General features: G+C 33.1%; 13 protein-coding genes. All 13 read left to right on the top strand.

Annotated elements, in window-relative coordinates:
* Complete coding sequence (locus BKH45_RS04105; RefSeq protein ID WP_095274209.1) at nucleotides 1–1,383, top strand: NAD(P)H-hydrate dehydratase; 1,383 nt, start codon at nucleotides 1–3, stop codon at nucleotides 1,381–1,383.
* Between the two features lie 72 nt (nucleotides 1,384–1,455).
* The gene (locus BKH45_RS04100; protein ID WP_095274208.1) at nucleotides 1,456–2,688 is read left to right on the top strand and encodes an MFS transporter; all 1,233 of its coding nucleotides are present in this window, start codon (nucleotides 1,456–1,458) and stop codon (nucleotides 2,686–2,688) included.
* 58 nt (nucleotides 2,689–2,746) lie between these two features.
* The gene (locus BKH45_RS04095; protein WP_095274207.1) at nucleotides 2,747–4,225 is read left to right on the top strand and encodes a replicative DNA helicase; all 1,479 of its coding nucleotides are present in this window, start codon (nucleotides 2,747–2,749) and stop codon (nucleotides 4,223–4,225) included.
* Between the two features lie 69 nt (nucleotides 4,226–4,294).
* Complete coding sequence (locus BKH45_RS04090) at nucleotides 4,295–5,551, top strand: ComEC/Rec2 family competence protein (RefSeq protein ID WP_095274206.1); 1,257 nt, start codon at nucleotides 4,295–4,297, stop codon at nucleotides 5,549–5,551.
* A 50-nt stretch (nucleotides 5,552–5,601) separates the two neighbouring features.
* Complete coding sequence (locus tag BKH45_RS04085; protein ID WP_095274205.1) at nucleotides 5,602–6,144, top strand: DUF502 domain-containing protein; 543 nt, start codon at nucleotides 5,602–5,604, stop codon at nucleotides 6,142–6,144.
* 17 nt (nucleotides 6,145–6,161) lie between these two features.
* Nucleotides 6,162–7,040, top strand: a complete 879-nt coding sequence (mqnP, locus tag BKH45_RS04080; RefSeq protein ID WP_095274204.1) for a menaquinone biosynthesis prenyltransferase MqnP — start codon at nucleotides 6,162–6,164, stop codon at nucleotides 7,038–7,040.
* Nucleotides 7,030–7,584: a hypothetical protein gene (locus BKH45_RS04075; protein WP_095274203.1), complete on the top strand. Its 555-nt coding sequence runs from the start codon at nucleotides 7,030–7,032 to the stop codon at nucleotides 7,582–7,584. The genes mqnP and BKH45_RS04075 overlap by 11 nt, the downstream gene beginning before the upstream one ends.
* Nucleotides 7,585–8,106 (top strand): helix-turn-helix domain-containing protein, encoded by a 522-nt coding sequence (locus BKH45_RS04070; RefSeq protein WP_095274202.1) that lies wholly within the window; start codon nucleotides 7,585–7,587, stop codon nucleotides 8,104–8,106.
* A gap of 14 nt (nucleotides 8,107–8,120) precedes the next feature.
* Nucleotides 8,121–8,852 carry an arginyltransferase gene (locus BKH45_RS04065; protein WP_095274201.1) on the top strand — a complete coding sequence of 244 codons (732 nt, stop codon included), beginning with the start codon at nucleotides 8,121–8,123 and terminating at the stop codon, nucleotides 8,850–8,852.
* The gene (locus tag BKH45_RS04060; protein ID WP_095274243.1) at nucleotides 8,849–9,646 is read left to right on the top strand and encodes a phosphatidylserine decarboxylase; all 798 of its coding nucleotides are present in this window, start codon (nucleotides 8,849–8,851) and stop codon (nucleotides 9,644–9,646) included. The genes BKH45_RS04065 and BKH45_RS04060 overlap by 4 nt, the downstream gene beginning before the upstream one ends.
* A gap of 33 nt (nucleotides 9,647–9,679) precedes the next feature.
* Nucleotides 9,680–10,690 (top strand): quinolinate synthase NadA, encoded by a 1,011-nt coding sequence (gene nadA / locus BKH45_RS04055; RefSeq protein ID WP_095274200.1) that lies wholly within the window; start codon nucleotides 9,680–9,682, stop codon nucleotides 10,688–10,690.
* Nucleotides 10,690–11,523, top strand: coding sequence for a carboxylating nicotinate-nucleotide diphosphorylase (gene nadC / locus BKH45_RS04050; RefSeq protein ID WP_095274199.1), 834 nt, complete (start codon nucleotides 10,690–10,692; stop codon nucleotides 11,521–11,523). The genes nadA and nadC overlap by 1 nt, the downstream gene beginning before the upstream one ends.
* 1 nt (nucleotide 11,524) lies before the next feature.
* Nucleotides 11,525–12,412, top strand: a complete 888-nt coding sequence (locus BKH45_RS04045) for a thiamine-phosphate kinase (RefSeq protein WP_095274198.1) — start codon at nucleotides 11,525–11,527, stop codon at nucleotides 12,410–12,412.
* The last annotated feature ends 184 nt before the right edge of the window (nucleotides 12,413–12,596 follow it).

The following is a 12,596-nucleotide window of genomic DNA, read 5'->3' as shown; positions in this document are numbered from 1 at the left end:
ATGCAAAATATTTATAGAAGCTTAGAGGTTTTGGACAAACGTGCGGTAGATAAATATCTTTTAAATGAAGATATTTTGATGGAAAATGCAGCAAATTCCATCCATCAATTAATCTCAAAACTTACTCATCAAGGGAGTGTAGTGAATATTGTTTGTGGAGGGGGGAACAATGGAGGAGATGGCTATGGGCTTGCAAGACGTTTGATGGGAGATTATTGTGTGAGAGTTTTTGTAGCCAAAGAACCCAAGACAAAAATGTGCCAACTTCAATATGATCGTGCTATGGAGGCAGGTGTTGAGAAGATAAAAAAAATATTATTTTGTGATGTGGTTGTAGATTGTTTGTTTGGAAGTGGTTTGGCCGGAGAACTTTTACCCGATATGTGCAAGCTCATTTCGGATATGAATAAGGTGGGAAGGATAAAAATTGCTTGTGATGTCCCTAGTGGGATTGATTTAGATGGCAATATAAGCAATGTCGCTTTTAGGGCTGATTGGACTGTGAGTATGGGAGCCTTGAAAAGTTCTCTTTTTAGTGATGCGGCTAAAGATTATGTTGGAAATGTGGTAGTTGGGGATTTGGGAGTGAGCAAAAAGTTATATGAAATTAGCTCTAATACTCAAATGCTTGAAAAAACAGACATGAAATTGCCGGATCGTAAAGTATTGAATGTGCATAAAGGAAATTTTGGACATCTTTGTGTTTATGTCGGTCAAAAAAGTGGGGCAGGTCTTTTAAGTGCAATGGCGGGATTGTATTTTGGAGCGGGGCTTGTGAGTGTCATGGGTAAAGATTTTATCGCCCCCCTTGAGTTGATGCATACTCAAATACTTCCCGAAAATACGAGTGCATGTGTGATTGGGATGGGTATGGGGGAGGTGGGGGAAATTTTGTATCAAATGTTAGAAACATCTCCTTGCGTTTTAGATGCTGATGTGTTTTATCTCCAAGATATGGCTAAGATTTTAGATCATTATGAGCGTTTGATACTTACCCCACACCCTAAAGAATTTGTTTCACTTTTGAAAATATGTAAATTTGGAGAAATGAGTGTGGAAGAACTTCTTAAAAACAAAATAGAAATTCTTAGAGAATTTAGTGCAAAATATCCCCATATTGTTTGTTTGCTAAAAGGTGCAAATACTTTGATTGCACAAAATAATAAAATTTATATCAATACTTTTGGAACTCCTAATTTATCTAAGGGTGGGAGTGGAGATGTGCTTGCAGGAATGATTGGGGCTTTGGTAGCTCAAGGTTATGATTTGCCGGAGGCAGCTATCAGCGCTTCTTTAGCACATTCATTTGCTGCGAGATTAGAAAAATCAACTTATGGGCTTACTCCATTAAAATTAATAGAAAATATTAAAAATATAATTTAATTATTTGTAAAATTTGTTTTTATGAGATAAAATTTCAAAGGATTATCTACATAAAATACAAAGAGAGAATAGATGCAAAGTGGCATAAAAGATCAAGGTGATTGGACAAAAATACCTACTAAATTTGAAAATAAACTTAAAATGATTGTCCAAAAACCATTTTTTAAAATAGCCCTTTTTTCGACTACCTCAATGACGGTATTAGGTAGTGTGGTAATTGCACCTTCTTTGCCTGCTCTTGAAGATCATTTTAAAATGATTTCCGGTATTGATTTTTTGTCCAAACTTATTTTGACCCTGCCGGCCCTTTTTGTTATGTTTTTTTCTCCATTAAGTGGGGCATTGTTGGATAGATTTGGGAGATTGAAATTTTTATTTCCTGCGATGATACTTTGGAGTGTTGCAGGTGGGAGTGGATTTTTTCTGGATAATATTTATTTGATTTTAGTATCCAGGGCAATTTTTGGCATCGCCACAGCTTTTGTAATGACAAGCGCTAGCGCTTTGGTGGGGGATTATTATAGTGGGATTGATAGACAAAAGGCACTTGGCTTGCAAGGTTTTGCAACTTCGGTAGGGAGTGCTATTTTTATTAGTCTTGGAGGTTATCTTTCCAGTATTGATTGGCGGTATCCATTTTTGGTATATCTTTTGGGTATTGTGATTGTTATTTTTGCTTCTATGAAGCTTTTTGAACCTAGGAAATTAAAATTTCATATAGAAAACATTGTCATTGAAGAGACGCAAAAATTCAATTTTTTCAGATTTCTTCCTGTGTATTTATTGGCTTTTTTTTGTCTTGTAGTTTATTATATTTCTCCTACTCAAATTCCTTTTTTTATTGTGCATTATCTCCATAAAAGCAGCGATATTGTCGGGATTTCTATGTCAGCATCAGCTATTGCCTATGGAGTATTTTCTTTATTTTATAATCGTTTGAGAAATATTTTGAGTATTAACAAAGTTTATGCTTTGTGTTTATTCTTAATGGGGAGTTGTTTTTTACTTTTGTTTATTTTTCATAATTATATTATTGTCATTATCTCTTTGATGTTTTTAGGAGCCGGAGGGGGGATGATTATTGTCAATAACAGTTCTTATTTGATGTCTATAGCTCCTGAATCTCAACGTGCAAGGGCATTGGGATTTTTGGCAAGCGCTATCTTTTTTGGACAATTTGCCTCTCCTTTTATTACCCAGCCCATTGTTAATGAAGTAGGGCTTTTAAATTTATTTTTAATTTTTGCTCTTGTGATTTATGCTTGTGCGCTAGGATTTTTTATTAAAAGAAAGTCCAAAAATTAAGCAGTGAAAATGAATGAAAATGATAGAATTTAAAATCTTAGAAATAAAGCAGTAAGAAATGCCTGAAATTCCAAATAGCCATTCTATTAATATTGAACGTGTCGTTATTTCTTCAATTATTTTTGATCCAAGTAAGTTTGATGAAATTGCAGATTTATTAGAGCCCAAAGATTTTTCTCATATTCCCCATAGAAGTATTTTTGAAGTTTGCTTGGAACTTTTTAGACAAGATTTGCCCCTGGATGAAGAATTTATACGTTCCAAAATTCCCGAAAATAGAAAAATTAGCGATGAAGAGTTCTTGTTTATTATCTCTACTAATCCAATTGCCAATATTGAGGCTTATATTAGAGAGCTTAAAAATATCTCTATTAAAAGAGAGCTTCATACTTTAGCCAATGTCCTTCGGGAAAAATCTCTTGATACAGGGGAAAATAGCGAGGAAATACTAGATGATATTGAGAGGTTGATTTATAATATTTCTATCAAGAGTATTCAGAGCGATTTTAAAGCAAGCAAGGAGGTTGTTTATAGCACGGTTGAGTTTATAAAAGAGATGAAAGCAAGAGGCAATAGTGTCCTTACAGGCTTAAATACCGGATTTAAAGAACTCAATAAGATTACAACAGGATTCAATAAGGGAGAGTTGATTATCATTGGCGCAAGACCCTCAATGGGAAAGACGACCTTATTTTTGAATATGGCTCAAGCGATTCTTAATCAAAATAAGGGAGTAGCTGTTTTTAGTCTGGAAATGCCTGCAGAACACTTGATGCTTAGAATGCTTTCGTCTATGAGTTCTATTCCTTTGCAAGAATTAAAAGTTGGTAATCTTGATGATATGCAATGGCAGGAACTTTCCAGGTGTTCAGAAGTGATGAGTTCAAAAAATTTATTTATTGATGATGGGAGTATTTTGAGTATTAATCAACTGCGATCCAAACTCCGCAAGCTTAAAAGTAAAAATCCGGATATTGAAGTTGCTATTGTTGATTATTTGCAATTAATGGGTAATGGAAGTAGCAGAAGAGGGGACATGGCAAGACAAGAGGAAATTAGTGAAATCAGTCGAGGGCTTAAAACCTTAGCAAGAGAGTTAGCAATCCCTATTGTTGCTCTCTCCCAACTGAATCGATCTTTAGAAAGTAGAGAGGATAAACGTCCTATTTTGTCAGATCTGAGGGAGTCTGGAGCGATTGAGCAAGATGCCGATATTATTTTATTTTTGTATCGCGATGAAGTCTATAAAAAACGAAGCGAAAAAGAAAAACTGGCCAAACTGAAAAAAGAAGGCAATGATAAGGCACTCAAAGCTTATGAGGATGAACTTAAAAAAGCTAGAGATGAATATAGGGGTGGGGGAATTGAGCCTGCTGAAATTATTGTGGCAAAGAACAGGAATGGAGAAACAAACACAATTAAAATTCAATTTAATAAAGCCTTTACTCGTTTTGAAGATATTGCGCATGAGAGTGAAATTGCTTATACTCCTACCAAAATAGACAATGATTCTTCTGTTTATGCTGTTAATATTTAAGTAGTGAATAAATTTAGCGCCTCTCCTTATAATATTGAGTTAATCAGTGGTCTAAGGGAGTGGTCTTGGGTGATTGGAATTTTAGTTGTTGTGTTTGTTTATAGTTTGGGGCATAAATATTATGAATTCTCAAAAATCGATTTTTCCTCTCCTCAAGAGATTCATGCACAAGTTTTATTACAATATGAAAAATTTAAGAAAAAAACTTCAAAATACAATCAAAATGCAACAGATCATTATTTTGTATTGAAACTCATGGATTTAGAAAGAAATATTTTTTATACAATTTCCAAAGAAGATATTAAAATGATTGCTAATCGTTATGTGCGAGTGTATGGACAAATTAGGGAATGTAGTTTTATGCAATTTTTAAAGAGTTGTTATATTAATGCCTATAGTATTTCGCTGCTTCACAAGCGGGACTTTAGGGACAAGATACGCTCCTATATTGATACACAACATCAAAACGATGGAAATGCACACAATCTCATAGGGAATCTTTATCGCGCCTTATTTATTGCTGATCCTTTGGATAAATCTTGGAGAGAAATATCAAATGCTTTGGGTTTAGCCCATATTATTGCCATTAGCGGATTTCATTTGGGGATTTTGAGCACTTTTTTATATGTTTTATTCCGTCCATTTTATCGTTATTTTCAAAGGCGTTATTTTTCTTATCGAAATGAAGCTTATGATTTGGGGGGATTGGTTTTGATTTTTATGTTTGGATATTTGTTGCTTCTGGATTATCAACCTTCCTTTTTTCGATCTTTTATAATGGCAATAGTTGGATTTTTTGTTTATTTTAGCGGGATTAGAATTTTCAGTTTTTCTTTATTGTTTTTTGTATGCTTATTTTGTATCGCTTTTTTTCCGGCATTGGTTTTGAATGCAGGGTTTATTTTGTCTGTTGCGGGAGTATTTTATATATTTTTATTTATAAAGCATTTTCCTAAAATTTCCAAAATTCCTTATTGGATTTGTTTTGATATAGCCATTTTTCTAAATATTACTTCTATTGTGCATTATTTTTTCCCTTATTTTTCTCCTTATCAGTTTATTTCGATTCCGGTGAGTATTTTATTTATTATTTTTTTCCCATTAAGTTTAGTATCACATTTTTTGAGATTGGGAGATTTTTTGGATTATTTTTTATTAAAAGCTTTGTTGGTAAAACCCCCTGTTATTGAATACTATACTTCTATTTGGTGGGTAATTTTTTATGTGGGTATTTCTTTGTATGCATTCAAATCAAAAATTGCCTATTGGTTTTTAAATGCTTTGAGTGTAGGATTTTTTATTTTCTTGCTTTTAAAATATTTATAGTTTTTTATAGTCAAAAAATTGTAAAATATATCAAAATATTAAGGAAAGCAATGAATACAATTTTTAGGCTTATAGGCAAGGGAATTTTGGTTTTATTGCCTATTATTATCCTGCTTTGGTTTTTATCTTTTATTTTTGGTTTTATTAAAGGCTTTGTTGAAATTATTTTTAATACTACTGCTAATAGCATAAGCGCGACAATTAGTATTTTGATTGTTATGGTGCTCTTGCTTATTTATGCAGGGTTTTTGTTTGAAAAAAATAAAGAATTTTTATTAATTAAAGTTTCTGAATTTATTATTAGCAAGATTCCCGGAGTAGCTACGATTTATGCAGTTCTAAAAGATGTGATTAAAATGTTTTCAGGAAAAGGTGGGGACAATTATTTGGGTGTGGCTTATGTTGATTTGGCCGGAAATAGTGTGATAGGTTTCATCACAAAAGAAGAAGAAGGGTATTATTGGGTTTTTGTCCCTACAACTCCCAACCCTACATCAGGTATTTTGCTTCGAGTAAAAAATGATCAATTACAAAGATCAGATATGAGTGTTTCTGAGGGTCTAAAAAAAGTTGTCTCATTGGGTATTAAGTGATTATAGGGGAATAAAGAGTGTTTAAAAAGTTTAAAGAATTTAGCGAGTTAGTTGCTTTTGAGCATACAATTTTTTCGGGTGCATTTATTTTGATTGCGATGATTGTGGCTTCTGTAGAGATAAACAATAGCATATGGTTTGGTTTTAGAATTTTGTTTTTGTGTATTTTGGCTTTGGTAAGTGCGAGAAATTTTGCAATGGGTTTTAATCGTTATTGCGATCGTGATATTGATATAAAAAATTCCAGAACAGACAAAAGACCTAGTGTAGATGGTAGAATATCTCCATTTTCAGTTTTGTTATTTTGTATTTTTAATGCAATGATTTTTATAGGGGTGAGTTATTATATCAATGAATTGGCTTTTTATTTGTCTATCCCTTTTTTGATTATTCTGGGGGGATATTCTTACACAAAAAGATTTAGTTATTTAGCACATTTGGTTTTGGGTATTTCTTTGGGATTAGCTCCTATTGCAGGGGTTATTGCAGTTACAGGAGAGATAACTCTATGGAGTGTGTTTTTAGCTATGGGGGTGGTGTTTTGGGTGGGAGGGTTTGATTTACTGTATTCGATTCAAGATATTGAATTTGATAAAAAAGAAGGGTTATATTCTATCCCTGCTATTTTTGGAGAGCGAAAAACACTCATTATTTCCAGAGTGTTTCATGTTTTGGCTGTTATTTTTTGGGCATTATTTATAGGATTTTCTCAAGGTTGGATTTTTGCTTATATAGGACTTTTGGCTTCAATAATAATGCTTGTGTATGAGCAGTATTTAGTAAGTTTGGATTTTAAAAATATTCCTAAGGCTTTTTTTGTAACAAATGGCTATTTGGGTTTTGTATTTTTTATTTTTATTTTAATTGATGGCATAGGCAAAACTCATGGGATGTGATTATGGAAAGATTTGTAAAGAAAATGGCATTTATACCCGTATTGTTTCTTGTTGCTTGAATGTTTGGTATGATGAGGTATCAAAGTCATGTGAGCAGGAATATTTAAAGTTAGCTGATATGGGAAATGATGGTTTCAATCATTATTTGGAGCATTTGAAACTAAAAAATAAAATTCAAGATGGAGATGGAATAGTCATAGAAATTTTGACAAGGATTTATCAAAAACTTGTTCATTTAGAAAATCTAATCCAACATCACGAAGAAACTTTCCTTCCCCTAAAACAAGAGGGGATTATTTGTGCTTTAGGGCATGGGGTGGTTTGTTTAGAAAATGCAGATTTCAAAAGAGGGCAAAAGTATTATATGAGGTTTGAGCTTCCGGTATTTCCACAACGTTATATAGGCATATTCGTAGAGGCATTTGATAAGGAAATACTCAAAATTACTCAAATGCACCAAAGAGATATTCAAGATTTTGATACTTATATTGCAAATAAAGAAATAGAAAATCTGAGAATTCAACATAAAAGAAAGGATATATAAATGGAGTTTAGTTCTGATGAGTTATTATTAGCCATATCGGGGTTAGTTTTATTAGTATTGGTATTTTTGGTTTTGTATAATTATATCAAAGATAGAGAATCACTCAAAAAAACGCAACGACTTGAGAAGGCAATTGAGGCATTGAGTAAGGAAATTTACAAAACAAGAAAGTGGATTCAAGAAAATGAGATGCAAGCAGAGTTTGCAAATTCTACATTGGGAAATAATATTAAAGACGAAGTAAAAAGCAATTTAAATTCAAGTTTATCAAACTTGTATTCTCATATACAAAATATGCAACAAACACTAGATAAAGATAGGGACTATTTTGAAGAAAAGATTATTTCACTTGAGGGTAAGGTGAGAGAATTTGGGCATTTTTCTTCAAGCGGGAATGATGTGGATGAGAAACGTATTGTTGCAATGTTTCAAGATGGTTGGAGCATTGATTCTATCGCCAAAGAGCTTAGGGTTGGACGAGGTGAAGTAGAATTTACTTTGAAACTTGCAGATATTAAATAAAAGTTTTTTATAGAATGCGAATTGTTGAATTTTATTCAGAACAAAAAACTTGCAGTTATATCAAAACAAAAATAAGCCAATTTTATTATTTGTATATTGAAGAATGTCGTCCTTATTTTTATAGAGGTTTGCTTGAACGGGGTTGGAGGCGATTTGGAAGATATTTTTTTGTCCCTGTATGCCCCTATTGCAATGATTGCATTTCGATTCGTCAATTAGTAGATGTTTTTGAATATAGCAAAAATCATAAACGTGTTTTGAATAAAAATAAATTTATCAAACTTGTGATTTCAAAACCCATTGTCGATAATGAACGTCTTATTCTGTATGATAAATACCACCGACATATGGTTACAAAAAAGGGTTGGGAGTATAAGGGAATTGATGCAATGAGTTATCAGGATATGTTTGTTGCAGGATTTATGGATTTTGGTTATGAATTTGCATATTATTTAGATGATAAACTTGTGGGTGTAGGGCTTGTAGATATGTTTTTAGATAGCATGTCTGCAATTTATTTTTTTTATGATCATCATGAGAGTCATCTGAGTCTTGGTACTTTTAATATTCTATCTCAAATAAGGGTTGCCAAAGAAAAAAGATTCAAATATTTTTATCCGGGATATTGGATTAAAAATCATTATTGTATGGGTTATAAAGAGCGTTTCAAGCCTTTTGAAATGCTTTTGAATGCACCGGATTTGTTTGATGTGCCTTTTTGGCAAATTTATCAAAAGGAAGAATAATGGGCATTACAAATAGTGTTTCGAGATATTTTGGGAGATTTGCTAATTATGAATTTCCTCGGGCGATTCAAAAAGTGATCAATAGTATTTATGTCAAAATTTTTGATATTGATTTGAATGAGTTTGATTCATTGCAGTCTTATAAAAGTTTGAATGCGCTTTTTACCAGATCTTTAAAGGTTTCCAGGAAGTTTGATACTTCTGAAGAATGTCTGATTTCTCCTTGTGATTGTTTGATCACGCAATATGCCCAAGTTCAAGAGAATAGGGCGCTTCAAATTAAGGGTATGGCTTATAGTGTTGCGGCATTGTTGGGGTTGAAACAGGATTTACAAGAGGGGTATAGTTATTTAAATTTTTATCTTTCCCCAAAAGATTATCATCACTATCATGCTCCTTGTGATATGGAAATTCTTGAAGTGCGTTATTTTGCCGGGAAACTTCTTAGTGTCAATCAACCTTCTTTGAAAAAAAACACTGATTTGTTTATACAAAATGAACGCGTTGTAGTGGTTGGGCGAGACAAAAAAGGAGAAATGATGTATTATGTGGCTGTAGGAGCTTTAAATGTAGGGCAGATGGTGTTGCATTTTGAACCAAAAATACAGACAAATAAAATAGCCAATCAAAATATAGTTTATGTTTATTCCAATCCTATTTTAATTTCAAAGGGCGAGGAGTTGGGATTATTTAAAATGGGTTCCACGATTGTTTTATTTATGAAAGATATAAAAATAACTGCTTTAAAAGAAAATAGTGTAAAATTTGGCGATACAATAGGGATATTTGTTTAGAGAAAGGATATAAGAAAGTCCTAAAGGAAGTATATGCAAGAAATTAAAAAACAAATTAGAGAGCTTTTGATAGAGTTAGATGGCTTATTGGTAGCTCATTTTTATCAAAAAGATGATATTGTAGAAATCGCAGATTTAACGGGTGATAGTTTGGAATTGGCTAAAAAGGCTTCTCGGAGTGAAAAAAATTTAATTGTATTTTGTGGGGTAGGGTTTATGGGTCAAAGTGTCAAAATTTTGGCTCCTCAAAAAAGTGTGATTATGCCAAAAATCGCTTGTTGTTCTATGGCAAGGATGGTCAGTAGCGATTACTTTGATGAAAGTATAGCGCTTTTTGAAGAGTATGGGATCATTAAAGATAGAATTTTGCCCATTACTTATATTAATTCTAATGCTGAAGTCAAAGCAAAAGTGGGTGAAATGGAAGGACTTGTTTGCACAAGTAGCAATGCTAAAAAAATTTTTGATTTTGCCAAAGCTAAAAATAAAAAAATATTCTTTTTACCTGATAAATGTTTGGGTGAAAATCTTGCAAGGGCAGATGGGTTGGAATCTGCTATTTTGGGCGTAGATTCTAAAGAAAAAGTACTAAAGGCAGATGTAGTTTGTTATAACGGTTTTTGTTCGGTACACCAATTGTTTATGCCCTCTGATGTAGAATTTTTTAGAGAAAAATATCCTGATATTTTGGTCGTCGTGCATCCTGAATGTCGTCCTGATGTCGTAGAAATGGCTGATTTTGTTGGCTCTACAAGCCAGATTATCAAATATGTGCATGCTCTCCCTCCTTTTCAAAAAGTTGTTGTAGGCACTGAATTTAATCTTGTCAATCGCTTGCGACCTCCTTATGAAGGTAGCAACAATACTTTTGTCCTTTCCGGGACAATACCTGAATGCCCGACCATGAATGAGACAACTTTAAATGATATTGTGGAGGTATTGCAAGCATACAAAAAAAGGCAGATTTATAATGAAATTGTGATTGATTCAAAAATATCTAAACTTGCCAAGCAAGCTTTGGATAGGATGATGGAGTTATCTTAATGATAGAAAGTAAAAGACGCTTTGTTGAGAGTGCATTGAGTGAGGATTTGGGACGCGGAGATTTGTTTGAACGTTTGGTAAAAAATGATTTTTTAACAAAAGCTAGGGTTGTCGCCAAAGATGATGGGATTTTTTCAGGACAGGCATATGCTTGTGAGCTTTTTGGTCTTTGTAATATAGCTTGTGAATGGAGAGTCGGAGATAAAGAGAGTTTTTCTTCCGGAGATATTTTGCTTGAATTAGAGGCTTCTTATACGCTATTGCTAAAGATCGAACGCACACTTTTGAATATTCTCCAACATTCTAGTGGTATTGCAACCAATACAGCCGGTTATGTTGCAGGTCTTAGAGGGATTGATATAGCGATTTTAGATACAAGAAAGACGCGACCCCTTTTGAGAGATTTTGAAAAATACTCAGTGCGCAATGGAGGTGCAAAAAATCATCGGATGGGATTAGATGATACGTTAATGCTCAAAGATACACATCTTAAGCATATCAAAGAAGGTGATTTAAAATCTTTAATACATGAGGCTAGGAAACATATTCCATGGACGGCAAAAATTGAAGTAGAATGCGAGGGATTAGAATTTGCCAAAATTGCTATGGAATCCGGAGCTGATATTGTAATGTGCGATAATATGAAGCCTGAGGCTATCAAAGAAGTCGTAGCTTTTAGAAATCTTTATTGTCCTTCTGTCTTGCTTGAGGGTAGTGGAAAAATCTCAAAAGAAACTATGCTTGAATATGCCAAAAGTGGTGTAGATGCTATCAGTATTGGGGCGCTGATCCATCAAAGCGTATGGATTGATATGAGTATGAAAATGGTGTAAGTTGGACAAAGAATCTTATTTTATTCGGAGATTGATTCAAAGTAATATCACCAAGGGGATCGGAGATGATGGAGTCGTTTTTTGTAACAAAAAATCTATTTTATTTCCATCCGAGGAATTTTGTCTTTTTAATGATATTTCTATGCCTGTTTATGCAATGGATATGTTTTGGGAGGGGGTGCATTTTAAGAGGGGATGGTTTTCTCCAAGTGAGGTTGCACAAAAGGCATTTTTAGTTAATATTTCAGATATTTTAGCTATGAATGCAGTTCCTAAATATGTTATTTTAGGCATATCTTTACCAAAAGATATTTCAAATTTCTTTATAGATGAATTGGTATTGGGAATACAAAAAATTTGCAAAAAATTTAAAATTAAAATTATTGGAGGAGATACCATTGGGGGGAGTCAATTGGGGTTTGCTATTAGTATGATAGGAGAAGGATGCCCCAAAATACTTTTTAGAAAAAAGGCACAAATAGGGGACTTAATCGTCCATACCGGAAAAATTGGAGAAAGTTATCAAGAGCTTATAAAACTCTTGAGAGGAGGGAGGGGAAATAAAAAATCACGTTTTTTTTATCCCTTGTTGCGTGGGGAATTTATCAAAAAAATAGCAGGTTTTGCACATTTGGGAATAGATATTTCTGATGGAATAGCCACTGAACTTAATCGTCTCTCCAAAATCAACAAGCTTCACTTTAAACTTTATTGCCCAAGAAAACGAATTTATCAAAGCGGGGAAGAGTATGAAATGCTTTTTTGCATTGCTCCAAAAGATTATATAAAAACAAAAATTTTGGCTCAAAAATGTCGATTAAACCTTGAATGTATTGGCGAAGTAGTGCGGGGAATGAGTGCCTATCAAACTCATGAATGGCATGGATAGATGATTGTTCAAATAAAAATATGTTTTGATAAATGTTGCTTAAGAGAATTATGATCAGAATTTTAATCAGCAAAATATGCCCTTAAATAAGCCGGTTAAATATTATAAAATTTTCTATAAGTATGGAGATAAAGAGATTGTGTTTTATTTGTATCCTTAGTGATTGCATCAAAATTTTTAAACT

Source organism: Helicobacter sp. 11S03491-1, assembly GCF_002272835.1.
Lineage (GTDB): Bacteria > Campylobacterota > Campylobacteria > Campylobacterales > Helicobacteraceae > Helicobacter_J.
The sequence above is the reverse complement of the archived record's forward strand: the minus strand, read 5'-3'. Positions and strand labels throughout refer to the sequence as shown.